General features: G+C 35.9%; 25 protein-coding genes. 19 read left to right on the top strand and 6 right to left on the bottom strand.

What is annotated here, in order from left to right:
- Positions 1-133: 133 nt before the first annotated feature.
- On the top strand, positions 134-1,024 hold the full coding sequence (locus O1A01_RS24975) for a LysR family transcriptional regulator (protein ID WP_066413519.1): 891 nt from the start codon (positions 134-136) through the stop codon (positions 1,022-1,024).
- Between the two features lie 10 nt (positions 1,025-1,034).
- Positions 1,035-1,988, top strand: a complete 954-nt coding sequence (locus O1A01_RS24970; protein ID WP_094366241.1) for an arsenic resistance protein — start codon at positions 1,035-1,037, stop codon at positions 1,986-1,988.
- A gap of 37 nt (positions 1,989-2,025) precedes the next feature.
- Here the strand turns inward: O1A01_RS24970 and O1A01_RS24965 are convergent, their stop codons facing one another.
- Positions 2,026-2,853, bottom strand: coding sequence for an HAD family hydrolase (locus O1A01_RS24965; protein WP_235858082.1), 828 nt, complete (start codon positions 2,851-2,853; stop codon positions 2,026-2,028).
- 257 nt (positions 2,854-3,110) lie between these two features.
- Here O1A01_RS24965 and O1A01_RS24960 point away from each other — a divergent pair, with 257 nt between their 5' ends.
- Genes O1A01_RS24960 through O1A01_RS24950 form a run of 3 tightly spaced genes read left to right on the top strand, consistent with a single transcriptional unit; the run spans position 3,111 to position 5,362 of the window.
- On the top strand, positions 3,111-3,860 hold the full coding sequence (locus O1A01_RS24960; protein ID WP_066413513.1) for a methionine ABC transporter ATP-binding protein: 750 nt from the start codon (positions 3,111-3,113) through the stop codon (positions 3,858-3,860).
- Positions 3,853-4,515: a methionine ABC transporter permease gene (locus tag O1A01_RS24955; RefSeq protein WP_270065315.1), complete on the top strand. Its 663-nt coding sequence runs from the start codon at positions 3,853-3,855 to the stop codon at positions 4,513-4,515. Before O1A01_RS24960 ends, O1A01_RS24955 begins: the two co-directional genes overlap by 8 nt.
- A gap of 19 nt (positions 4,516-4,534) precedes the next feature.
- Positions 4,535-5,362, top strand: a complete 828-nt coding sequence (locus O1A01_RS24950; protein WP_066413511.1) for a MetQ/NlpA family ABC transporter substrate-binding protein — start codon at positions 4,535-4,537, stop codon at positions 5,360-5,362.
- A 141-nt stretch (positions 5,363-5,503) separates the two neighbouring features.
- On the opposite strand, the gene O1A01_RS24945 is transcribed toward O1A01_RS24950, so the two are convergent.
- The gene (locus O1A01_RS24945; RefSeq protein ID WP_270066467.1) at positions 5,504-6,028 is read right to left on the bottom strand and encodes an ABC transporter substrate-binding protein; all 525 of its coding nucleotides are present in this window, start codon (positions 6,026-6,028) and stop codon (positions 5,504-5,506) included.
- Between O1A01_RS24945 and O1A01_RS24940 the strand changes: the two genes are divergently transcribed.
- The 5 genes from O1A01_RS24940 (at position 6,027) to O1A01_RS24920 (ending at position 10,989) form a co-directional block, all read left to right on the top strand.
- On the top strand, positions 6,027-7,025 hold the full coding sequence (locus O1A01_RS24940; protein ID WP_270065314.1) for a DUF1177 domain-containing protein: 999 nt from the start codon (positions 6,027-6,029) through the stop codon (positions 7,023-7,025). The two genes, O1A01_RS24945 and O1A01_RS24940, sit on opposite strands and share 2 nt — an antisense overlap.
- A complete protein-coding gene (locus O1A01_RS24935; protein ID WP_270065313.1) occupies positions 7,022-8,284 on the top strand; it encodes a M20 family metallopeptidase in 1,263 nt (420 codons plus the stop codon). Before O1A01_RS24940 ends, O1A01_RS24935 begins: the two co-directional genes overlap by 4 nt.
- 110 nt (positions 8,285-8,394) lie before the next feature.
- Positions 8,395-9,162, top strand: coding sequence for an IclR family transcriptional regulator (locus O1A01_RS24930; RefSeq protein ID WP_270065312.1), 768 nt, complete (start codon positions 8,395-8,397; stop codon positions 9,160-9,162).
- Positions 9,163-9,203: 41 nt separating this feature from the next.
- Positions 9,204-10,127, top strand: a complete 924-nt coding sequence (locus tag O1A01_RS24925; RefSeq protein ID WP_270065311.1) for an aminopeptidase — start codon at positions 9,204-9,206, stop codon at positions 10,125-10,127.
- Positions 10,128-10,170: 43 nt separating this feature from the next.
- Positions 10,171-10,989, top strand: coding sequence for a nitrilase-related carbon-nitrogen hydrolase (locus tag O1A01_RS24920; protein WP_270065310.1), 819 nt, complete (start codon positions 10,171-10,173; stop codon positions 10,987-10,989).
- 87 nt (positions 10,990-11,076) lie between these two features.
- On the opposite strand, the gene rluF is transcribed toward O1A01_RS24920, so the two are convergent.
- Positions 11,077-11,784 carry a 23S rRNA pseudouridine(2604) synthase RluF gene (gene rluF, locus O1A01_RS24915; RefSeq protein ID WP_270065309.1) on the bottom strand — a complete coding sequence of 236 codons (708 nt, stop codon included), beginning with the start codon at positions 11,782-11,784 and terminating at the stop codon, positions 11,077-11,079.
- 174 nt (positions 11,785-11,958) lie between these two features.
- Between rluF and O1A01_RS24910 the strand changes: the two genes are divergently transcribed.
- Both O1A01_RS24910 and O1A01_RS24905 read left to right on the top strand, forming a co-directional pair.
- The gene (locus O1A01_RS24910; protein WP_066413487.1) at positions 11,959-12,954 is read left to right on the top strand and encodes a DUF3231 family protein; all 996 of its coding nucleotides are present in this window, start codon (positions 11,959-11,961) and stop codon (positions 12,952-12,954) included.
- A 252-nt stretch (positions 12,955-13,206) separates the two neighbouring features.
- Positions 13,207-13,713 carry a cupin domain-containing protein gene (locus tag O1A01_RS24905; protein WP_270065308.1) on the top strand — a complete coding sequence of 169 codons (507 nt, stop codon included), beginning with the start codon at positions 13,207-13,209 and terminating at the stop codon, positions 13,711-13,713.
- 65 nt (positions 13,714-13,778) lie between these two features.
- On the opposite strand, the gene O1A01_RS24900 is transcribed toward O1A01_RS24905, so the two are convergent.
- Together O1A01_RS24900 and hmpA are read right to left on the bottom strand one after the other, a co-directional pair.
- On the bottom strand, positions 13,779-14,957 hold the full coding sequence (locus O1A01_RS24900; protein WP_270065307.1) for an MFS transporter: 1,179 nt from the start codon (positions 14,955-14,957) through the stop codon (positions 13,779-13,781).
- Positions 14,958-15,228: 271 nt separating this feature from the next.
- The gene (gene hmpA, locus O1A01_RS24895; RefSeq protein ID WP_270065306.1) at positions 15,229-16,467 is read right to left on the bottom strand and encodes an NO-inducible flavohemoprotein; all 1,239 of its coding nucleotides are present in this window, start codon (positions 16,465-16,467) and stop codon (positions 15,229-15,231) included.
- 204 nt (positions 16,468-16,671) lie between these two features.
- Between hmpA and O1A01_RS24890 the strand changes: the two genes are divergently transcribed.
- The 5 genes from O1A01_RS24890 (at position 16,672) to O1A01_RS24870 (ending at position 22,289) form a co-directional block, all read left to right on the top strand.
- Positions 16,672-17,106: an Rrf2 family transcriptional regulator gene (locus O1A01_RS24890; protein ID WP_270065305.1), complete on the top strand. Its 435-nt coding sequence runs from the start codon at positions 16,672-16,674 to the stop codon at positions 17,104-17,106.
- A gap of 382 nt (positions 17,107-17,488) precedes the next feature.
- Complete coding sequence (locus tag O1A01_RS24885; RefSeq protein WP_270065304.1) at positions 17,489-18,574, top strand: BMP family lipoprotein; 1,086 nt, start codon at positions 17,489-17,491, stop codon at positions 18,572-18,574.
- A gap of 169 nt (positions 18,575-18,743) precedes the next feature.
- The gene (locus O1A01_RS24880) at positions 18,744-20,267 is read left to right on the top strand and encodes an ABC transporter ATP-binding protein (RefSeq protein ID WP_270065303.1); all 1,524 of its coding nucleotides are present in this window, start codon (positions 18,744-18,746) and stop codon (positions 20,265-20,267) included.
- Positions 20,264-21,337, top strand: coding sequence for an ABC transporter permease (locus tag O1A01_RS24875; RefSeq protein WP_066413468.1), 1,074 nt, complete (start codon positions 20,264-20,266; stop codon positions 21,335-21,337). The genes O1A01_RS24880 and O1A01_RS24875 overlap by 4 nt, the downstream gene beginning before the upstream one ends.
- 1 nt (position 21,338) lies before the next feature.
- Positions 21,339-22,289: an ABC transporter permease gene (locus O1A01_RS24870; protein ID WP_270065302.1), complete on the top strand. Its 951-nt coding sequence runs from the start codon at positions 21,339-21,341 to the stop codon at positions 22,287-22,289.
- A 47-nt stretch (positions 22,290-22,336) separates the two neighbouring features.
- Here O1A01_RS24870 and O1A01_RS24865 read toward each other — a convergent pair whose 3' ends face one another.
- Positions 22,337-23,986, bottom strand: coding sequence for a M20/M25/M40 family metallo-hydrolase (locus tag O1A01_RS24865; RefSeq protein WP_270065301.1), 1,650 nt, complete (start codon positions 23,984-23,986; stop codon positions 22,337-22,339).
- A 125-nt stretch (positions 23,987-24,111) separates the two neighbouring features.
- On the opposite strand from O1A01_RS24865, the gene O1A01_RS24860 reads away from it, so the two are divergent.
- Positions 24,112-25,059, top strand: a complete 948-nt coding sequence (locus O1A01_RS24860; protein ID WP_066413460.1) for a heme-dependent oxidative N-demethylase family protein — start codon at positions 24,112-24,114, stop codon at positions 25,057-25,059.
- On the top strand, positions 25,059-25,505 hold the full coding sequence (locus tag O1A01_RS24855) for a dimethylamine monooxygenase subunit DmmA family protein (protein WP_066413458.1): 447 nt from the start codon (positions 25,059-25,061) through the stop codon (positions 25,503-25,505). The genes O1A01_RS24860 and O1A01_RS24855 overlap by 1 nt, the downstream gene beginning before the upstream one ends.
- The last annotated feature ends 13 nt before the right edge of the window (positions 25,506-25,518 follow it).

Genomic DNA, 25,518 nt, shown 5'->3' with positions numbered 1-25,518 from the left:
ATCTCTCCTTTAATTGAGTACATTTTTATGTAAAGTATGTCTCTCTTTTCAACATACTATAAGTTTACTATACCTTTAATAAATGATATAAGTAAAATTAATATTTATAATATCTGCTATAAGGAGAACTAATATGATAGGAAAATTGGATTTGTACCGAATTTTTAACGTTGTTAGCCGAAACAATAGTTTCTCGAAAGCTGCAAAAGAGCTATACATGACACAATCAGCTGTTAGTCAAGCAATTTTAAAACTAGAAAAAGAATTAGAAATTCCTCTTTTCCATCGAAACTCGAAAGGTGTAGTGTTGACGAATGAAGGGAAACTGTTAAATGAGCATGTAAATTCGGCTCTAGCAATTATTGATGTTGCTGAAGATAAATTATTTGAATTCAAAACATTTAAAACAGGACAATTACGTATTGGGGTCGGCGATACAATATCACGTTATTTTCTATTACCTTATTTAGAAAAATTCCATCGAGCGTATCCAGGGATTAAATTAAATATATTAAACGGGACCACAACAGAAATTTGTGAGTTTATTAAAACAGGAAAGGCAGACCTCGGTCTATGCAATTTGCCAATTGATGAAGACCATCTTCAAGTTATTCCATGCAAAGAAATTAAAGACATCTTTGTATGCGGAGAAAAATATAAAAACTTAACGGATAAACCAGTTAGTCTTGAATATTTAATGAGGCTACCATTAATCTTTTTAGAAAAGAAATCAAACTCACGAGTATATATAGAAAACTTTTTCAAAGAACGAGGATTTAACGTCTCTCCGGTGTTCGAACTAGGCTCTTACGACTTATTACTCGAATTTACTAAAATAAATTTAGGAATATCGTGTGTGATTAAGGAGTTTTCGAGCGATTACATAAAAAGAGGAGAATTATTTGAAGTGGTATTACAAGAGGAAATTCCGAAAAGAAGTATCGGTATTTGTTATTTAAAAAGTGTTCCTTTATCACGTGCAGCATTGAAGTTTGTAGAAAGCATACAGAATAGCGCTTCGTAGGGGGGAAATGGTGGGGATATTTGAAAAATTATATACAATATTGATTTTGATAGCAGTTGCTCTAGGTTTAATCCTCGGTCAAGTTAGTAACATAGCGATGCATGCAGATAAAATTATTATGCCTTTATTAATTATAATGTTATATGTTACCTTTTTACAAATCCCGATCAAGGATATAAGGAATTCCTTTTTAAATCGAAAATTCACAATTACATCTGTAGCGATGAATTTTGTTTTAACACCGTTATTGGCGTGGGTGCTTGCTGCAATATTTTTAGGAGATAACTACGCGTTATGGCTTGGATTTATTATGTTAATGGTTACTCCTTGTACGGATTGGTATATTATATTTACTGGTATTGCCAAAGGTAACATTTCGCTATCTACTAGTATTTTACCTTTAAATTTATTACTACAGCTTCTATTATTACCGTTATATCTATTTATTTTTTCGGGAACAGTTGGTGTAGTTGATTTTCAGCTCGTTATGGAGAGTATCATTCTCGTATTAATCATACCGTTCGTCTTAGCATTTTTAACTAGACAATATCTACTGCGGAATAGAAAAGAACGGTTAATAGAGAAATGGAGCTCTTTGCCGATTTTCTTTTTATGTTTAGCAATAGTAGCTATGTTCGCATCACAAGGAAGTTTATTACTAGACAATGTAAATTTATTAGTTAAGCTAATGATTCCAATTGTTGTATTTTTCTTCATCAATTTCATCATTGGAAGATTCATCGGAAGTTTATTGCATTTTAAAAGAGAGAAAACGGTTAGCTTAAATTTTACGACGTTAGCAAGAAATTCGCCAGTTGCATTGGCAATCGCATTGACCGCCTTCCCACATGAGCCGTTAATAGCATTAGTGTTAATTCTTGGTCCATTAATTGAGTTACCGTTGTTATCTATCATCTCTTATTTAATACTATTCATTGATAGAAAAAAACGAATACCTGTATAAAAAAGCCCCCAACGTATTTTAGGGGCTTCAATCTTTTTTATATATTGGCAGTTTCGCTCGTAGGTATTAATTTAAGCTGATGGCGCATAGCGTAGGAAAAGCCGTCTTCATCATTTGTTTTTGTAACAACATCTGCTATATTTTGAATATAGGCTGGAGCATTTCCCATTGCCACTGAAGTTGTTGCAACTTCAAATTGTCCGAGGTCATTTCCACCATCCCCGATTGCAATTATTTCTTCAAAGTGGAGATTCATTAACTTTTGGTAGCGTAATATAGCCTTTCCTTTATTAGCTTCACTAGATGTAAGTTCTAGGTTGTTAGGTAGTGATGCAGCCATGAATATATCAAGCGTATTTCCTAAAGCCTTCTTTACATCTTCCAATTTTTCTAATTGGCCATCGTAAACTAACGCCATTATTTTATAAATTTTTATATCGTTTTTAGTTAAAATTTGATCGTAATCGTATTGTTGGAAAAGAGTAGTTAATTCTTCTTTGCTTTTTTCTTGCAATGGAGGTAACGTAGCAGGGAAGCCACCATAGTTTGTATAAACAAGTATCCCTATTTCTAAATCTTTTAACCTGGAGAATATCTCCTTATAAGTAGAAATTGGAACGTTCGCTTCATACAGTAGTTCACCTGATTTAGAATATAACATGGAACCGTTTATGCTAAAAATAGGTAACTCCAACTGTTGAACCGCTTGTATTTTTATAACGTCAGCTAAAGCCCGCCCTGTATTTAAAATGACGTAATGCCCTTGCTTCTTTAAATCATGTAACGTTTGTAAGTTTTCTTCTGAAATTTCATGCTTTGAATTTAATAACGTACCATCTAAATCTATGGAAATACATTTCATCATGATTAGTTCCTTTCTATTATTAATGATATATAATACCAGTTTAATTTAATCTCTACTATATTAATAGACATACACTCACAGTTTAGCATAAAACATATATTAAAATAATAAACACTTTAGAGAAAATAATAGCCATTACTTGAAGTTTTGCGCCTTTTGGTCAAAATGATGGTCTAGACAAAATGACAATTTTACTATATTAAGCTATAATTAATATCGGTTAACTCACCTTTCATTGTGGAGAAAGTGGTTTTTTTATGATTACATTACATAACGTTAGCAAAAGTTTTATACAATTTGATGCGATAAAATCTGTCTCCTTAACGATTAAAAGAGGAGAAATATACGGAATTATTGGCGCTAGTGGAGCGGGAAAATCAACGCTACTGCGGTTAATGAATTTATTAGAAGTTCCAGACAAAGGAACAGTAGAAGTAGATGGCCAAGCTTTAACGAACATGAAAGGTAAACAGCTTCGACAAGCAAGGCAATCAATAGGAATGATTTTTCAGCATTTTAACTTAGTAGCGAACAAAACAGTTTATGAAAATGTAGCTGTATCACTTCAATTAGCAAAAATCCCAAGAAAAGACCATCGAAGTCGAGTAGAAGAATGCCTACGATTTGTCGGATTAGAAGATTATCTTGACAAGTACCCCGCGCAATTAAGTGGTGGTCAAAAGCAGCGTGTAGCCATTGCGAGAGCACTAGCAAATAACCCGAAAGTGTTACTATGTGATGAGCCAACTTCTTCGCTAGATCCTAATACAACGGCTGAAATATTAGGAGTACTAGAAAGTATTAATAAACGTCTTGGTGTTACAATTGTGATCGTTAGCCACGAGATGGAAGTAATTAAAAGCATATGCCAACGAGTAACGGTGATGGCTAATGGTGAAGTTTACGACACGATAACAATTGAACCTAAAGGTGTTGCTATGAAAGATAGTAATCCGAAATGGTTTGTAGAACAGCTATCAAAGGATGGTGATAATAGCCATGCCTGAGATATTGATACAATATGAAGCGGAAATATGGAAAGCGATTATTGAAACATTTATGATGGTCGGTGTTTCTATTTTAGCGGCGGTACTTATCGGCCTACCAGTAGGGACCTTACTCTATCTTTGTAGAAAAGGGCAAATGCTAGAAAACAGGCTAGTGTTTTCTACCTTGAACTTACTAGTGAACATTATTCGTTCTTTTCCGTTCCTCTTATTAGTAGTGTTTTTAATACCATTTACACGACTCGTTATTGGAACCGCGATTGGTACAGCAGCTGCTACTGTACCATTATCGATTATCGCGATTGCCCACTATTCTCGTTTAGTTGAACAATCGTTATTAGATGTACCAAAGGGAGTAATGGAAGCGGCAATTTCGATGGGAGCCTCTGTGAAAGAAGTTGTTTTTAAATTTCTTTATGTCGAAGCTCGCTCCGGTTTAGTACTTGGGTTAACGACCTCTATTATTAGTTTTATATCGTATTCTACGATTATGGGAGTAGTTGGAGGAGGCGGGATTGGCGACTTTGCCATTCGATATGGCTACCAGCAATTCAAAACCGATTTAATGATGTACATGATTGTCATTATGGTTATACTTGTACAATTGATTCAATTCACGGGTACAACTGTTTCAAGAATGATTGATAAAAGATAACGACGAGGAGGAAAACACCATGAAAAAAATTATATTACTATCATTAATGCTTTTATTAGTACTAGCTGGCTGTGGTCAAACAAATGAAGGTAATGATAATAGTACAGCACCAAATAATGAAAAGGAAGAAGTAACGTTAAAAGTAGCTTCATTAATTCCACCGATGACAGAAATACTAGATTTAGTTAAACCAAAGCTAGCGGAAGAGGGCATTAACTTAGAAGTAGTTGTTCTAAGCGACAATGTCCAGCCGAACAGTGCATTAGCAGCAGGAGAAGTAGATGCGAACTTCTTTCAGCACGTTCCTTATATGGAGGAATTTAACCGTAATAACGATGCAGAACTAGTTCCAGTTACTCCTATTTATTTTGCAAACTACGGTGTCTATGCAAAAGAGTACAAGTCAATGGAGGAACTACCTGAAGGAGCGGTGATTGCCATTGCAAATGATGTATCGAACATTGACCGTTCATTAGCGCTATTAGCACAACATAACGTTATTACATTAAAAGAAAAAACAGGTCCATATTATACACAGGCTGATATTATCGAAAATCCAAAAAACTATAAATTAGAAGAATTGGATTTATTAATGTTAGCTAGAATGTATGATGATGCAGATGCAGTAGTCATGACACCTGCTTATGCAGCTCCACTAGGGTTAACACCGAAAAGTGACGCACTTCTAACAGAAGGAAGCGACAATGACTTCGGAATTACATTAGTAGCACGTAAAGATAATGTAGATTGGGAGCCAATCCAAAAGTTAGCGAAAGCAATGACAAGCGAAGAAGTTCGCCAATTTTTAGAAGAAAACTATGATGAAACGGCGATTCCGGCGTTTTAATATTAAAAGCCATTCTTTTTGTTTACACATTAAAAGAATGGCTTTTTCTTTTTACAATAATAACAAAAAAGCAGAGGATGCCGCCTCTGCTTTTCTAATAGAATAATGTTCGAAATAAAATATATGCCAATTGTTTAAAAATTAGTTATTTAACCAAACATTCGTACCGTTTGGACTTACGATTTGAATAGATGGATCTACTGCTACGTTGAAACCTTTCACATTCGGTCTAATCGCAGCTGTTTGGTGTAAATTATCAAGCTCCACTCTCGCGTATTCACTCATAATAATAGCAATCGCTTCTTGATAAAGGGCTGCTCTTTCTTCTTGTACTACTGTTTCAGAAAGGGCACGATCAAGTAACGCGTCTACTTCTGGATTAGAGTATCCTTTACCATTACCTAGTGAACCAATTTGGCTAGAATGGAATGTTTGGTTTAGGAAAAAGTATGGGTCTGGATACCATGACCAACCACCGATATACATTGGTGCATTTCCTTGAGATGCAATCGTGCTCAATGTTCCCCATTCTGTTACTTTAATATCTACATCAATATTTAAGTTTTCTTTCATTTGGTTTTGGAAAATAGTTGCATATGGTACACGAGATTCTAATACATAAAGCTCGATGGAAAAACCATCTGCATAGTCAGTTTCTGCTAAAATGCTTTTCGCTTCTTCCGGATTATATGCTGGTTTAAGAGATTCTAGTTCTTCATTTAAACATGTAATCGAACTTTATGAATTAATGGATAGCAACTATGTAACAGGTGAAGATATTAAAAAATATTTAGCAGACCTAAACGGAAATGGTGAGATTACTGTTCAAACCGTTGAAGGTAATGAAGGGTCAACAGATTTTATAAAAGTAACGATTCCTGGTGAAAATGGAAAAATGAGTGGCGGAACGGCACCTACGTTAGGAATTATTGGCCGACTAGGAGGAATTGGAGCACGACCAGAGCTAAAAGGGTTTGTTTCTGATGGTGATGGAGCACTATCTGCGATGGCATCAGCTGCTAAACTACTAGATATGACAAAAAAAGGTGATCGTTTAGCCGGAGATGTTGTTTTAACAACACATATTTGCCCAACAGCTCCAACATTACCGCATGATCCTGTTCCTTTTATGAATTCACCGGTAGATATTTTAACGATGAATCAGCATGAAGTGACAGAAGAGATGGATGCAATACTATCGATTGATACAACAAAAGGAAATATGATTACAAATCATAAAGGGTTTGCGATTACACCAACTGTAAAAGAAGGTTATATTTTAAAGGTTAGTGATGATCTACTACACTTATATACACAATCTACAGGAACTCTTCCTGTTACATTACCGATTACAACGCAAGATATTACTCCATACGGTAATGGTGTATATCATGTAAATAGTATACTTCAACCAAGCGTTGCAACAACAAGTCCTGTTGTTGGGGTAGCTGTTACAACGGAAACGGCTGTAGCAGGTTGTGGAACAGGTGCAACTCATTTAGTCGACGTAGAACAAGTAGTCCGTTTTGCTATTGAAGTAGCAAAAGCATACGGAGAAAACAAATGTGCATTTTTCAATGAAGAAGAATTTAACCGTTTAGAAATGCTTTACGGAAAAATGACGCATTTACAAACACCCGGTAAACAAGAGGCAGTAAAATGAGCAAAGTAGAATTAAAGAAAAAACTTATTGACGAAGTAGAGGCGAGAAAAGAGGAGCTCATTCAATTATGCAGCTCATTAATTCAAATCCCGAGTGAAAACCCACCCGGAGATTCAACAGAGATTAGTGAATTTATAGCAAACTACTTAAAAACATTTAATATAGATGTAGATTGGCATGAATCAGCTGATAAAATGTATAATCTAGTATCTACTATTGGTAATACAGAGCAAGGCAAACAGTTAATTTACTGCGGACATACAGATGTTGTTCCTGCTGGTGATTTATCGAAGTGGGACTTTGATCCGTTTTCTGGAGAAGTAAAGGATGGCTGGATGTTAGGTAGAGGAGCAAGCGATATGAAAGCGGGCCTTGCTGGATTAATATTCGCTACTACTATTCTAAAACGATTAAATATCGAGTTGCCAGGAAGCCTTACGCTAGCAATTGTCCCTGATGAAGAGACTGGTGGGGAGTTCGGGGTTCCTTGGTTATTAAAAAACAACATCATTGCTGGAGATGGTTGTTTAATAGCAGAACCATCTTCTCCACGAAATCCGACAATTGGACAAAAAGGTTCCTATTGGTTTGAACTCGAAGTGGTAGGGAAACCAGGGCATGGAAGCTTATCTCCAATAGCAGGACCAAATGCAATCGCAGATACAGTAAGAGCGATACAAGAAATACAAAAATTATGGGATATAGAAATAGAAGTTCCAGAAGAAGTTAAGCCGTTAATAGAAGTTTCTAAACGATATATGAAAGAAGTAGAGAAGGATCGTGTTAAGTACCAACCAGTATTAGAAAAAATAACCGTTAATATTGGAACAATTCAAGGTGGTACGAAGGCGAATGTTATACCTGAAAGTTGTAAGGTCCAAGTGGATTGTCGTTTACCATTTGGAATTACAGAAGAAGAAGTTACCCAGTTCTTAACAGAAAAACTAGATGCACTAAACATCGAATATAATATAAAGCCGATAAGCTTTAGAAGCCAGGCAAATTGTACAGATGCTAATGATCCAGTATGTAGGGCAATTGTCGATAACATTACTTTCGTAACGAATGAAGAAGCGTATGGTGTTATGCAATGGGCAAGTAGTGATGCTCGTCATTTCCGAGAATACAATATTCCCGTCCTTCAATATGGTCCAGCTTATTTACCAACGATTCATGGCTATAATGAAAAAGTAGAAGTGGAGCAAATTATTACATGTGCAAAGGTGTATGTAGCTGCAGTAATTGATTTTCTATATTAGCTTTTATTTAATAGTCAAAATTAAAATAGAAATATTTTAACTTTGACTATTATTTGTCTTTTTTTTGATAAGATAAGATTAGTATTACAATGAAAAGAAAGAGTGACGATATGTTAAAAACATTGGACCTAGCATTAAAAGTGATAAAAATGTTTACGAAACAAAAGCCTGAATGGGGTGGAAGAGAATTAGCCAATGAATTGGGGATAGACCACGCTAAAATTTACCGTATTTTAGAAACGTTTGAGGCGAATAATTTTATTTCAAAAGACCCCGTAACAAAAAAATATACGTTAGGTTTTGCTGTTTTAGAGCTAGGGATGATTAAATATGAAGGACTCAATGTAAAACAATTAGTTAGTCCTGTTCTGGAAAAACTTTCGGATCAAACGGGAGAGAGTACATTTCTCACTTCATTATATAAAAATGAAGGTGTCACGTTAGAAGCAATTGAGCCAGAAAATAAAGTGAAATATTCAGTCACTGTTGGAAGCAGAGCACCATTGTATGTTGGTGCATCTTATCGATCTATTTTAGCTTATATGCCAGAAGATTTTATTAAATATTATCTCGAAACAGAAGAGCTAAAGCGCTATACGGACAAAACAATGACAATTCCATCGCAAATTGCATCCGAACTAGAGCTTATAAGAAAGCAAGGGTGGGCGATTAGTAAGGGTGAGTTTACACCTGATATTATAGCAATTGCTGTTCCATTATTTGATTCCATAAAAGGTGTCATCGGTTCGGTTACGGTTGCTGGTCCAGCTTACAGAATGACGGATGAAAGAATAAAAGAATATTTGCCTATTTTACAAGCAACACGAGATGAGTTGACGGAAATTATCGATAAATATCAACTAAAACTACAAATATAATGGCGTAATTTTAACGGAAAAATAGTAAATGAGGGTGCAAAATGAATCAGTATGTAGAAGTTGCCAAATCTGTATTGAGTCAAAATTTATATATAAAAAAGAACGAGCAAATATTAATCGTTACAGATGCTGAGCTAAAGAGCGTAGCAACTATATTTTATGAGGCTGGTGTAGACCTCGGAAATGAAACGATGCTTATGGAAATGATGACTCGCTCTAAGTCAGGAGAGGAGCCTCCGCATACAGTGAGTGAAGCGATGAAGTCAGCAGAAGTAGTGCTATGCATTACGAAGCACTCTTTAACTCATACAATTGCTCGAAAAGAGGCATCTGCAGCTGGAGCACGGGTAGCAACGATGCCTGGAGTAACGCTCGATATGCTAGAAGAAGGTGCTATTTCAGCTGATTACTCCGAGGTGGAAAAGCTAACGAATGAATATTGTACAATATTAGAAAATGGTAAGTGGGTTGAAATTAGGAAGGATGAATGTACCCTTTCTTTTTCTATTGAAAATCGAAACGCAATTCCGAGTACTGGGGTATTTCGGAAAAAAGGGGAATCTGGTAACTTACCTTCTGGCGAAAGCTATATTGCACCTGTAGAAGATTCTGCAAATGGAACGATTATGATTGATGGTGCTATCGCTGGCTTAGGAGTATTGAGTGAGCCTATAATGTTAACATTAGAAAACGGCAGACTAGTAGACGCAAGTGGTGAAATGGGGCAACAATTGCTCTATTTACTAGGAGAAGGAAACGGCAGAATTATAGCAGAGTTTGGCATTGGAACGAACAAAAAGGCTCGTTTAACTGGTAATGTGCTAGAAGATGAAAAGGTGTTTGGTACGGTTCATATTGCTTTCGGAAGTAATAAATCATTTGGTGGCCAAACAGAAGCTGGAGTTCATATTGATTGTGCTATAAAAGATCCTGTAGTTGTAATAGATGGTAAGCAAATTTTTTAACAATCGTTTCGACAAGGTGAATATTGACAAAAGGATGAATAGCATGCCAAGAAAAGTAAATATCGGAATTATTCAGATGGAATCAAAATTAGGTGACGTTGAAGCAAATTTGCGAAAAGCAGAGGAATATATAAAAGAAGCAGCGTCCAAGCATAGTGACATTGTTTGCTTACCTGAGCTCTTTTCTACTGGATATAATTTAAGATACCTAGGAGAAAAAACGAACGAGCTCGGGTTAAAATACTTTCATCAAAGTGTTGACTTTTTAAGTCAAGTTGCTGCTAAATACAAATTATACATAATAGCACCGATAGCGGAAAAAAGAGAACTTGAAGGTGTTTTATATAATTCAGCTTTAATGTTTGACCGTGAAGGGCAACTTATGGGAAGCTACGCAAAATCCCACCTTTGGGCGTTGGAACGATTTTATTTTAAAGAAGGCTCTCATTATCCTGTTTTTGAAACAGACTTTGGAAAAGTGGGCATCGGAATTTGTTATGATGCAGGCTTTCCTGAAGTAGCAAGAAGCCTAACTTTACAAGGTGCAGATATTCTATTCTTCCCATCCGCTTGGAGAATAGAGGATGAGGATATGTGGAATTTAAATTTACCGCAACGTGCACTAGAAAACTTATTATTTACTGTAGGAGTCAATGCAGTAGGAAGTAGTCATGACTTACATTTATTCGGGAAAAGTAAAATTTGTAATCCAAGAGGTACAATTTTGACTGAGTGTGAAATAGACGAAGAAATCGTGCAAGTGACGACCATTGATTTAGATGATATTGCAAAATTCCGAACAGAAATATCCTATTTACGTGATCGAAAGCCTTCAATCTATCAAAAGCTAACAGAAATATAAAACAGAAAGGACCCGGTATTCTAAATGCCGGGTCCTTTCTGTTCAGCGGACACATCCAGTTTTTATGAACCGCATCAGCTTTTGTATTTACCATTCTTTTGGCTCGTAGTTCAGCTCTTTGAACAGTTGAGTTCGCTCTTTTTTCGTTAAATCTCGCCATTGCCCAGGAGGAAGGTTTCCTAAATGGATGTTCATGATACGAATTCGCTGTAGTCTATATACATCGTAGCCTAATGCTTCACACATACGACGAATTTGACGGTTTAAACCTTGTGTTAAAATAATTTGAAAATCAAATTTAGATAGCTGGTTTACCTCACACGGAAGTGTTCTCGTTCCTAGTATATTTACCCCTTCTGACATTTTTTTCAGAAACTCTGGAGTAATAGGCTTGTCCACGGATACAATATATTCTTTTTCATGACGATTTTCGGACCGTAATATTTCATTTACGATATCACCGTCATTCGTTAGCAAGATTAACCCTTCCGAATCTTTATCAAGTCGCCCTATATTAAAAATTCGTAACGGATGATTCACTAAATCAACAATGTTTCCTTTTACTTTTTTCTCGGTTGTACTTGTTATTCCTACAGGTTTATTTAAGGCGATATAAACGTTATTTCTTGCCACACGGATTTGTTCTCCACTTACGAGCACAACATCACCGGGCTCTACTCTACTGCCGATTTCGGCGCGCTTTCCATTAATAGTAACTCTGCCTTCGTTAATTAGTTTATCTGCGCCACGCCGAGAAGCTTTCCCAGCCTCACTAATAAATTTATTTATACGCATGTTTCCACATCCTTAAGCTTAACAGTTTCATTGATTTTTTAAATATACATTATTTCTTTGTATGAATCAAAAATGAATATTTTATGCTTATTATAATTCCGTACAATTATTTACATACTTTGAAAAGCTTAGTCAAAACCTATTAAAAAGTTTGATTTTTTGGAGGTTGAAACGATGCCTGAATCACCGTCAATGACTTCTTCTGAAATAGGAGTACTATGGGCAACATATCAACAAAAAACGATGATACTAAGAATGATGGAATATTTTATAGAAAAGGCGGACGATGAAGAAGCAAAAAAGATAATGACGGATTTATCACAAGAGGTTAGTCCGTACGTATCTAAAATAACGACGCTTTTTCAAGAGGAAGGAATAGCTGTTCCGGTTGGTTTTACGTCGGAAGATGTTAATAAAGACGTACCAAAGTTATTTGACAATGGTTTTGATATTATGTTTATTAGGTTAGTTAAACAAATCAGTATGGGGATGCACACGCTCAATCTAACAATGACGTATCGAAGTGATATAACCCAACTATTTAGGGAGTTAACAAATACAACCCAAAAATATTATGATATATGTACACAATACTTATTAAAAAAAGGGTTGCTACCAAGGTCTCCTTATGTGACAACAGCACCATCCGTACAATTTGTGAAAGACACAAATTATTTAAGCGGATTAAATCCTTTTAAAGAGAAAAGGCCTTTAAATACAGTAGAAATTGGTCATTTATACCATGCGATTGAATCGAATGGAATTGGGATGCAAATGATATTTGGTTTTGCTCAAAGTGCAACAAACCGAGATATAGGAAAGTTTTTTCAAAAAGGAGGAGAACTTGCGAAAAGCATTGTGACGGATTTAAGTAAAATTATGGTGGAGAACGATCTTCAAGTTCCAGCTACACATGGTGGTAATATAACAACTTCAACAATACCGCCATTTTCGGATAAAATCATGATGTATTGTATAAGCCTGTTTTGTAGTTTTTCTTTAGGTGGAAATTCACTTGGAACGTCATTTAGCTTACGAAATGACCTTCCTCCCAAGTTATCACTATTTATGAAGGATATATTCGAATATGCTCACGAAGGGGCAAAGTTGATGATAAAGTACGAATGGATGGAAGAACCACCGCAAACAACTATACCTAATCCTAAGTAATAAAAAGGGGCTGTCCTAAAAGTAAATAGAAAGTGACTTTTAGGACTTTGTTTGATCTTTACCCTTATAAGGATTCTAAAAATTTCACTAGTTAATAGTACAGATTTTTCATTATGTGTAGTTTGCACAGACGATGGTTTAACCCTATTAATAGAGAATGAACACTGTATACTACGTATATTGAACCCATTGGACAGTCCATTTTCTAATGTTGTACTATTAACTGAAAAGAAAAAGGTAAAGAGGGATAGTATGTTAAGCGCTGAAACATTTATTAAGGAATTGCAATTACAACCTCATCCAGAAGGCGGCTTTTATCGATCGACTTTTCAATCTGATATGAAAGTCCATCATGAACAGGTGTCAACAATAGACCATAATCGTAAGTTATATACAAGTATATACTTTTTATTAAGGTCCGAAGATATTTCTCATCTTCATCGTCTAAAATCGGATGAAATATGGTATTTTCATGCCGGAAGCCCTTTAACGGTCCATATTATTTATCCTGATGGTACATATGAAGGAGTAAAATTAGGCTTAAATGTAGAAAAGGGAGAACGTCCACAAGTAATAGTTCCAAAAGGGTGTATTTTTGGTTCAAGCGTGGAAGAAGCAAATACATTTTCTTTAGTAGGATGTATGGTCGCACCCGGTTTTGATTTTGCTGATTTTGAGCTATTTACACAGCAACAACTATTAAGCGAATATCCTCAACATGAAGAGATTATTAAAAAATTGGCGTTCGAAATAGTATAATGAAAAAAAGACGACTACCATTTTAGGAAGTCGTCTTTTTGCGAATTAAACTTAAGTCGGAACTATTAACTGTTTGCGTGAATACCTGCTTTACTAGCTTGTACAATATAAATTCTATATAAGATAAATGCTAGCGCTGATAATATAATTCCAGCTATATACGGCAAGCCGATAGAGAAGGTGAACAATATCCCACCTAATGGAGGTCCGATAATACGGCCTAATGAATCAAAAGAGGATAAAAGTCCAGTTGTGCTACCGTGTCCAGTTTTTACTTTTTTCGTTAATAAAGAAGAAACACTAGGACGGATAAAGCCGTTCCCTATCCCAAAGACAGTTAAGAAAATGGCTGCTGTTGTAAAACTATCAATAAATAAAATGAGTAAAAAACCTAGTGCAGAAATAGCAATACCTAGTTGAATAACAAATCCTTCTCCGTGCTTTTTTGTTAATCTTCCAACGAGTCCCCCTTGAACGATGGCTCCTGCTAAGCCCATAATCATAAAAATATAGCCAAGTTGAACAGCCCCTAAGTTTGCTTTTTCATATGCAAAATAAGCAAAAGTAGCTTCTAATCCTGCAAGAGATAAAGAGACGAATAGCTGTAAAAGAAACAATATCGATACGGATCCTTTAAAAGCCTGTAGTAGAGGAGCTCTTTTCGTTGATTGACCTTTTGCCTTCTGTTCAGCTGTTAATGATTCTTTTAATACAAACATAACGAAGAAAAAGGTAATAAGGGACGAGCCACCAGCAAGATAAAACGGAATATGTAAACTCGCCTCAGAGAAGATACCACCAATTGCTGGACCGAAAATAAACCCTAAACCGACGGAGGCGCCGATGATTCCCATCCCTTTTCCACGGTCTTCCTCAGATGTAATATCAGCTACATATGCCATAACAGTTGGCATATTTGCAGATGACAATAACCCCCCGATAATTCTAGCGGCAAAAAGCATCCATAGTTCAGTCGCCCAAGCCATTAAGAAAAAGGATAGGGCTAGCCCTAAAATTCCTATCATGATGACAGGCTTACGTCCAATTTTATCTGAAATTCTTCCCCACATAGGGGCAAATAACAATTGCATAAATGAATATACAGCCATTAGTAAACCGAGTTGTGTAGGAGAAGCCCCTAGTTCTTCCGCGTAAAATGGCATAACTGGTATAATAATTCCGAATCCTACCATCACTAAAAACATAATAGCAAATAATATTGGTAATGCTTTTTTCGTTGCCAATGTTGTTCACTCCAGTACTGCAACTAAATTTTCAAATATGAATAATCTATAAAGAATAAAATCGTCATGCCTACTATTATACACCGTTCTACTATAGAAGAAACAATATTGTGTATGAGTAAAATATTATAATATTAATTAATTTTAAACAGTAGACATAGAAAGGCTGAGTATGACTATTAAAATATACGTTTTCTTAAAGAAGCAAGGCTGTACTATATAGAAAAAAAGAAAAAGTCCAAAAGCTAGTAAGCTTTAGGACTTTTAATCGTTATGCGTTTAGTTGATCAGCTGGACCAAAAAATTCAAAATGAATATCTTCTTCACGTACGTTCCACTCTTTCAGTGCTTTGTTTATAGCTTTCATAAACGGTACTGGACCACAGAAGTAAAACTCACTATTGCTGTCTTTAATAATGGATTGTAACCAAGGTAGATCAATATATCCTTCTTTGTCGAATACTTTCTCTAAACGATCTTGTTCCGTTGGATTTTCATAACAAACGTAATATTCTACGTTTTCATGTTGTTGGGCTAATTCTTTTACATGTTGATCCATTGCATGTGTAGCACTATTAATAGCTGCATGAATAAATGTTACTTTTCTTTCAGGTGTTTGATTTACAATCGTATTTAACATACTCATTAAAGGAGTTAACCCTACACCACCACTAATAAGCACAACAGGACGTGTTGAATCTACATCTAACACGAAGTCACCAGCTGGAGCGGTAATGTGTAACACATCCCCTTCGTTTACTTGCTCATGTAAGAAATTAGAAACAGTACCATCTGGAATAGATCCTTTATCGCTTTCGCGTTTAACGCTAATACGGTAATAATCATGTCCAGGTGCATCCGATAAACTATATTGACGAATATGAGTATATGTTTCTCCTTCTATGTTTAAACGAACACTAATATATTGGCCAGGAACAAACGTAGAAATTGGGCCGCCATCTTTCGGTTGTAAATAGAAAGATGTAATAACATCGCTTTCTCTTACTTTTTTCATTACTTTAAATTCTCTAAAGCCGTCCCAACCACCAGCTTTTGCTGCAGCTTCTTCGTACATTTCACGTTCCACTTGAATGAATACATCCGCGATGACACCGTAAGCCTTGCCCCATGCATCGATGATCTCGTCTGTTGCTGCTTCTCCTAAAACATCTTTAATTGCAAGTAGTAAATGTTTCCCAACGATTGGGTATTGCTCTGCTTTTATTTGAAGACTTCTATGTTTATGGGCAATTTGTTTTACTACTGGTATTATTGCTTCCAAATTATCAATATATTGTGCAGCTGCATACACCGTATTAGCTAAAGCACGTGGTTGTTTCCCTTGTTTTTGGTTTGCGTGGTTAAATACATTTAAAAGTTCTGGGTGATTTGTAAACATCATTTCATAAAAACGTTTCGTAATTGCTTCTCCGTGCTCTGCTAATACTGGAACAGTTGACTTAACGATATCAATAGTTTTTTGATCTAATTGGTTAGTTGCAGTTGTCATTTTACACTACCCCTTTTCGGAAGTTTAAATATATATTTTAAATACATCTTTAATGTTAAGTTCATCACAGGCTAAAAGCAATATTTTAAATACATCTTTAACGAAATGTTCACATTTAACAAAAAATCTCTTTATTTTCTATTTCCAGCGTAATACATTAAAATAAAGATATAAACTATGTTACGAAGAAATAGGGTGAGCAATGTGCAACTGACAACTTATACAGATTACGCCTTGCGTGTACTCATTTATTTAGGAATACAGCCGCAAGATAAACGATCAAACATTAAAGATATTTCGGCATTTTATCATATTTCAAACAATCATCTTGGTAAAGTAGTTCATGAGCTTGGGAAACTTGGAATTATTGATACAGTAAGAGGAAGAAATGGAGGCATTAAACTAGCTAAGCATCCATCGGAAATAAATATAGGAGCAATTGTACGTGAAACAGAAAAGCCTATTCATTTAGTAGAATGTTTTAATTCTGAAAGTAATATGTGTAAAATTAGCCCTGCTTGTCGGTTAAAAGGTGTATTATACGAAGCACTACAAGCCTATTTTAAAGTGTTAGAACAATACACACTGGAAGACTTATTACAAAATAGAGACCAATTAAAAGAACTATTAATGAAATAAACTCTCTCTGAACATTCAGGGGGAGTTTTATTTGGGAATCGATTTAGTTACGAATTATTAAATTAAAGCTATCTACTTTTTTTACTAGTTTAGTAGATAGCTTTTTTATTCGTTAAGATATTTAGGAGAATTGGTATAGTCACAAAGGAATGATTTTTTGGTACTTTATGTTAATGGAATTGATGGGTAATACGAATAAAATGTTATTGTGCAAACATTTCATTAAGATTTCAAACGTTTTCACTTTACAATATTCGACAAATATCAGACATTTTTTTAGTTTTTCACTAATATTACGTAAAGATTTGTTGAAAATCTCGTAAAATAGGAATATATTATTGTATAGAAAGCCTTTATTAAAAAATTTTATGGGGGTCCTACAATGAAAAAAGGATTATTAGTTTCAATAATTGCTGTAATGATGATCTTCTTAGCAGCTTGTGGTACTAGTAACACAGGTGGAAGCGGAGAAGGTAGCTCAGATTTTAAAGTCGGAATGGTAACAGATGCTGGTACAATTGATGATAAATCATTCAACCAAGGTTCTTGGGAAGGTGTAGTAAAAGCAAGTGAAGAATTAGGTTTAACTCACAGATATTTAAAGCCTAACGGAACAACAGAAGCTGACTATATGACAGAAATCGGTAACCTTTACGATGCAGAATTTAAATTTATCGTAACACCTGGATTTAAATTTGAAACAGCAATTTTTGCTGCTCAAGCACAATATGAAGATGCAAAATTCGTTTTAATTGATGGATATCCGCATAATGGAGATTTCAATTCTGTAGTAGGAGAAAACACAGTTTCTATCTTCTTTGCAGAACATGAAGCAGGTTTCCTTGCAGGTATTGCTACAGCTGTAGAGCTTCAAGAAGGTGAAGCAGGTTTCATTGGTGGTATGGAAATTCCTCCAGTACAAAAATTTAACTGGGGCTTCCAACAAGGTGTTGCATATGCTAACGAGAACTTAGGTACGAACTTCTCTATTAAACCTGAAAACGTTGTTTACCAAGGAACGTTTGATGACGTTGCAGCTGGTGGACAAATCGCTGCTCAAATGTATGACAACGGAGTGGACGTAATCTTCGCTGCTGCTGGTGGCGTTGGTGTTGGTGCAATTAACGAAGCGAAAAACCGCGTTCAAAACGGCGAGGACGTTTGGATGGTTGGTGTTGACGTTGACCAATATGCTGACGGAATTTATGAAGGTGAAAAATCTGTAATTTTAACTTCTGCAGTGAAGAAAATTGATCAAGCGGCGTACGACATGATCATGGCAGAGAAAGATGGAGAATTCCCAGGTGGAGAAACTCTAATGTTTGACGCTACAAATGATGGTATTGGGTTACCAGATGAAAACCCTAACTTAAGTGAAGCAACTATTAGCAAAGTGGCTGAAATGTTTGAACTGATTAAATCAGGTGAAATTAAAGTTTCTGGAGAACAAGGCGACTTAATTAAGTAACAACTAAAAAAGAGGCGGGGTATTTCCCGCCTTTTTTTTAACTAAACAGATGAAGTAATTTTCAAATGAAAAAATGTATTTTATATTGTCTGACATCTCACATCCAACATCTTCAATGCGTGTGAGTTACTAATAACAGTGAATTTGTTAAGAGGGAGAGTTGCGAAAAATGGAATATGTAGTAGAGATGCTCAATATTCGCAAAGAGTTTCCTGGTATCGTAGCCAACGATAATATTACGCTGCAACTTAAAAAAGGTGAAATTCATGCTTTGTTAGGAGAAAACGGTGCTGGAAAATCTACATTAATGTCGATACTTTTTGGTATGTATCAACCAGACCGTGGCGTTATTAAAGTGAATGGGAAAGAAACAAAAATTTCGAATCCGAACGTTGCGAATAAATTAGGCATCGGAATGGTGCACCAACATTTTAAATTAGTTAGTAATTTTACAGTAACGGAAAACATTGTACTTGGAGCAGAACCCCATCAATTTTATAAATTAGAGTTAAGTGAAGCAAGCAAAAAGATTCAAGAGCTTTCAAATCAGTATGGCTTAAATGTAGATCCATATGCAAAAATCGAGAATATATCAGTTGGAATGCAGCAGAGAGTTGAAATATTAAAAATGCTTTATCGTGCTGCGGATGTTCTTATATTAGACGAACCTACGGCCGTTTTAACACCACAAGAAATTGAAGATTTAGGTAAAATACTAAAAAACTTAATCGCTGAAGGGAAGTCCATTATCATCATCACTCACAAGCTGAAGGAAATCAAGGCAATGGCGGACCGATGTACTGTTATACGAAGAGGGAAAACAATCGGTACAGTGAATGTTGCGGAGACTAGTACTTCCAAAATGGCAGAAATGATGGTTGGGCGTGAAGTTAATTTCCAAGTTGAAAAGGAAGAAGCAAAGGTTGGTGAAGTAGTTCTTACACTTAATAACGTAACAGTAAATAAAGATAAAGACGTTATCGGCCTAAACAATGTATCCCTTGAAGTTAAAAGAGGGGAAATCCTTGGTATTGCAGGTGTAGATGGAAACGGACAATCTGAACTTGTGCAAAGTATAACTGGTTTAGCAAAAGTAGAATCTGGTTCTATTATTTATGAAGGTGAAGATATTACAAACCTCCCTGTTAAAAAGAGAATTGAAAAAGGAATTGCACATATTCCAGAGGACCGTCACAAGCACGGACTTATTCTTGACTATACGGTTGAAGAAAATATGATTGTAGAAGTTTATGATAAAGCTCCATATTCTAAACGAGGTATTTTAAACTTTTCTGCGATGAGAAAACATGCTGAAAATATTATAAAAAACTTTGATGTTCGATCTGGACAAGGACCTATTTCTGTTACACGTTCCATGTCGGGAGGAAATCAGCAAAAAGCAATTATAGGACGCGAAATTGAAATGGACCCAACACTTCTCATCGCTGTGCAACCGACACGTGGATTAGATGTAGGGTCAATCGAATATATTCATAAACGTCTAGTAGAACAGCGAGACAAAGGAAAAGCTGTACTATTAGTTTCTTTAGAACTAGATGAAGTATTAAATGTTTCGGACCGCATTGCTGTTGTAAATAACGGAAATTTAATTGGAATCGTTAATGCGAAAGAAACGGATGAAAATGAAATTGGCTTAATGATGGCTGGCGTGAATAAGGGGGAAGACGAATGAGAAACGTCATAGTTTCGTTAATAGCTGTTCTCTTTGGATTGATCGCTGGAGCAATTTTAATGGCTTTCACAGGAAATAGCCCAATTGCAGGGTATCAATATTTATTTGAAGGCGGTTTAAAAAGTATATCCCGTATCGGTAACACTTTAGCAACAGCTACTCCGTTAATTTTTACTGGACTATCTGTCGCATTTGCTTTCCGCACTGGTTTGTTTAACATTGGTGCGGCGGGACAAATGCTATTTGGAGGGTTTTGTGCACTTGCGGTAGGTTTAACTTTTGATGATCTTGCTAAGCCTGTATTGTTATCCTTGATGATTGTAGTAGGATTTTTAGGTGGCGCTTTATGGGCGTTTTTCCCAGGTTTATTAAAAGCAAAGTTTAATGTGCATGAAGTTGTTTCCACGATTATGATGAACTGGATTGCTTACTGGACTATTTACTATGCAGTGCCAGGATATTTTAAAGGCGAGTTTTTAGAAACGGAATCAAGGAAGATTTCTGATAATGCTTCATTACGTGTCCCATTTTTAACGGAAGCGTTTGATGGTTCCTACATTAACTTAGGACTGTTTTTAGCTGTAATTGCCGTAATCGTAGTGGCATTTATTATCAATAAAACAACTTTAGGTTACGAATTAAAAGCAGTTGGTTATAACCGTGATGGTGCAGAATATGCCGGAATAAAAGTGAACAAAGGTATTATTCTAGCTATGGCTATCTCAGGTGGATTAGCTGGTCTTGGTGGGGTTGCCTTTTATGCAGGTAACACAACTAGTATGCAAATTGGTGTTATGCCAACTCAAGGCTTTGACGGAATTGCAGTTGCGCTTTTAGGTGCTAACTCTGCGTTTGGTGTTTTATTAGCCGCAATCTTCTTTGGATTGTTATATTCTGGCCGTGGCTTTATGAACGCTATGACGGATATCCCACCAGAAATAGCGGATTCTATTATCGCTATTATTATTTACTTTGCAGCTACAAGTATATTAATTGAAAGACTAGTAACGAAAGTATTGAAAAAGAGAAAAGAGAAGAAAACAATTGTAGATGAAAAGGAGGGGCAATAGTATGTGGTCTTTAATTCAACAAATTGCTCCGTATGCTATAATCTTTACTATTCCTCTTTTAATAACAGCTTTAGGGGCTTTATTTAGTGAACGAAGTGGTATTGTTAATATCGGTTTAGAAGGTTTGATGGTCATTGGTGCTTTTACTGGAGCACTTGTTATCTATACAATTCAATCATCGTTTCCTGGTAGTACAACTGCTATTTGGGTTGGAATAGTAGTTGCTATGGTTGCTGGTGTCTTGTTCTCTTTGTTACATGCTTTTGCAAGTATTAACTTAAGTGCTAATCAGATTATTAGTGGTACTGCAATAAACATGATTGCTGGAGCTATTACGGTGTTCCTTGCAAGAAACATGACAGGAAGCGGAAAAATTAGTATAAACGCTTTTAAATCAACTAATGTTCCTTATTTGTCAGACATCCCAATTATTGGGGATCTATTCTTTACAAGGACATATCCAACTACTTGGTTAGTTCTTGCGATACTAATCATTAGTACGTTTATCTTATATAAAACACCGTTCGGCTTACGTTTAAGAGCTTGTGGAGAGCATCCACATGCGGCAGAAGCTGCTGGTATTAATGTAAAAAGAATGCGTTATTATGGTGTTATGATCTCAGGTGCTTTTTCTGCTCTAGGAGGAGCGGTAATTGTCGTAACTTATGCTGGTGAGTTTACTGGAACAGTAGCAGGTTTAGGTTTCCTAGCTTTAGCAGCGCTAATCTTTGGTCAATGGAAGCCACTAGGAATACTAGCAGCAACTTTCTTCTTCGGATTTGCAACTACTGTTGCGAACGTGTCACAAGTTGTTCCAGCATTAGCGGTTATTCCGCCGGTGTTGTTGAAGATATTCCCATATGTAGTAACGCTAGTTGCATTAATTATTTTCTCTAAGTCATCACAAGCTCCAAAGGCAGTTGGAGAACCGTTTGATTCAGGGAAAAGATAATGAAATGCAAAAAAGAGAAGTAGAGGTACTTCTCTTTTTCTTATCTTCTAAACTAGTAATCGTTGAATAACTTCATTTGTTAAATTAGGTACGATTTCTAAAGAATAGCTTAACTCCATCCGTTCGTACTGTTTATGAGCATCAAAGCCGTAAGGACCGATATTGATAACGGGTACGTTAATCGCTCTTATATCTTCATAATTAACGTAATGCTTCGTTCCCCATCCAGGGTTATTATCAGCAACAGACTTTAATTCTTCTTCATCATCACTTAAAGCAACGAAGCTCATGTCTGAAATATAGGGGAAGAAATTGCGTGTTACGATAGGGTGTTGATATTGCGGTTGATACTTTTCAACTGCAGCATCTAACGCATGCAGCAAGTTTACTTCCTTTTCGTTTTTACCGGTTACTTCGATACGTGGTGAATAGAGCGATGAATAGAATAAAATAATGGCAGGGCTCTTATCGGGCATCCATTTCCACGCCTCTTCTACTACTTTTGCAGCAAACATTCGCGTATCTAGTTCTTGGTCTAATAGTAATTCTTCTTTATATGCGAGCATATGAGTTACATAGGAGTCACCGTGAGTATCGATCAATAATCTTTCCATTTCATCATATAGCAAGACTCTAGGCTTCCACGGAACATCTACATAAGGCTGATTGCTAGCTTTGCTATAGGATAAATAGTTTTGTTTAAACTCATTTAGTGCAGAATCGAACGCAATTTCAGCTTGTGTTCTTAATTTTTCTAGTACATCTTTAGGAGACCAGGAATGTACGAAGAAATTATAATATACGTAAGCAGATAGGGCAGTTTGAACGGTGTATGTTGGCTTTAAATCCGTCTGCTTTAATGAAACAGGTGGTACAGTCGTTTCCCCAAACGCTTCATTACAGAGTTCCGTGTTGTAATTAATTTGTTTAGTTAAGCTAGCAGCAATATAGTTAGGATCTAACCCTTCAAAGCAAGATCCAACATGCGTTTCTGCACCTGTAATGTAAAAGGAAGGTAGTAATTTACCGACAGTGCCTTTATAAATATAACGGTTATTGTCTCCTTCATAACGAGGGGAAACAAAATCAGCATTAATGGCAGCAACATAATCTAACTTGTGCTCGTCTCGTAATAATTGTAACTCTTTTAAAGCAGATAGTATGCCGTGTGAACTGTCTTCTTCATCACATTCAATGACGACTACTAAATTACCGCTTAGTTCTTCTGGGTGGTTTGAATAGTAGTTTAAAAGATAGAGATGGCTAGCAACACCACTTTTCATATCAAGTACACCTCTTCCGAACAAATACTCACCGGACTGTAGATGAGATTCAACGGAAGTTGGTAATTTTTCTTCCTGGAGTGCTTGCATTAATTCTAGAGGGTCACATGCTTTTTCTTTTAAGTGGTTGAAATCATCCGTTCCTACTGTATCCATATGTCCCATTAGTACTACTGTTTTATTGCTTGGTGATTTAGTGCCTTTTACGAGCGCAATTACATTATAGCGTTCTCGTTCATCGTCAACTGTTTGCTGTTTTCTAACAAGATGCGGGTTTCCTTTAAAGTAGGGCATAGACGAAACGATCGTATACACAGCTTCAGCCATCACTTTTTCGCCTTCTGTATTAACGATACTTTCAACATTAACTAGTTGCTTTGTTAAAAATAAAACCTCTTCGCGACACTGTAACATATTAGAAACTCCTTCGTTTATAATAAAAAATACCTATTTAGTGCTATAATACTTTAATTAGGAGATATATAGAAGAATTTTAATATACATATAAAATGATAAATTTTTACATAAAGGGTGAGACGATGAAATCTTTAGACCATTTAGCTCATTTTCCATATCCATTTAAAGACGATACTTATCGTTATTCTAATAACTCAGTTTTGTTAAACCAACCTTGTAGTGTGGATATAACGAATACATATGAGAAAGAGGTTTTCTTAAAACGAGAATTATTAACCGAGCATCATGAACGTTGCTTTCAATCGTTACCTCACACAATGCGTGCGCAATGGGAAGTAGTGGATTTAGTTATAGACCATCTTGTAACCTACTTTCCTACTAAATTTTCTATCGATAAGGCTGGGGAGCAATGGACATTTCGTAACGTGTTACTAGATGAAACAGTAACCTTCACATTTGGCGATTGTTCTTCTTTATCAGTCGAACCGTTAGATTTTATCGGGAGACATGTTCAGGAAGACTTGTTACTTATGATGGAACGTGATGGTGATTTATATTTAGATGCAGGTCAGTTATGTTTCCCTTCAAATTGGTCGCTAACATTTAATGTAGGGATGGATTTTAAAACAATTCATAAACCAATTCCAGGCTTTGCGCCATTGGATGATCGAATATTGACCTTTTTAATGCAGCTTGAAGCTGGTTCTCCTTGGGGGAGGAAAAACTGGGGGCTTATGGCTGGAGATCGGTTAGATACGTCGTTAGAAACGTTTGCCGACTGGGGAAAAGGACGAAAAAAGGTAACGAAAGATAATGTCGGCGAATTTGTACATTTGCGTGTAGAAGTACAGAAGCTTTTTAGGTTACCGAGAACGGGTGGAATTCTTTTTACGATTCATTCTCATATTATGCCACTCTATCAATTTGTGATGAAAAAAGAGTGGTTACAGCAATTTAATGAAATAATGCAGGAGCTACCGCCGCATATTGTTGACTATAAAGGAATTACCTCCTACAGAGAACCTGTTCTGCAATATTTAAAAGAACAGCTAGAAAGTAGGGAAGATTAATGACGGTTTCATTAATTAATGGGAAAAGGAAATATATTTTCTGTGGGGATGAAGCTAGTTTAGAAGTATTGCAACCAATAATATATGAGGTTAAAAAGAAAGAGTTGCCGTTTGAGATTGTTCCATTGGATTCTTCAACCTTACAAAACCTCCTTTCATCACAAAAAATGGGGACCTTTTTATACATTGCAGCACCTTGGAAGTTAAAAAGGGAAATAGAAAAAATGGCTTGGTCTATTGGCTATTCAGAAGAAGAAATGATTTCTGTCGGAATCGGTCCTAAACCGATGAACGTTTTTTGTTGTCGTTGTCACGGCATTACTGAGAAAATAAATTTAATAGTGGACGAGGAAATAACCTGTTCCCATTGCGAGTTGCAACTCGTCGTTTCGGACCATTATTCTTCACTGCGAGATGCACATTTAGGATATGTAGCAAAATTATAAATAGGAGTGTAAG

Origin of the sequence: Sutcliffiella sp. NC1 (assembly GCF_027594365.1) — a bacterium.
GTDB lineage: Bacteria > Bacillota > Bacilli > Bacillales > Bacillaceae_I > Sutcliffiella > Sutcliffiella cohnii.
This window is presented reverse-complemented; position numbering and strand designations above follow the sequence as displayed.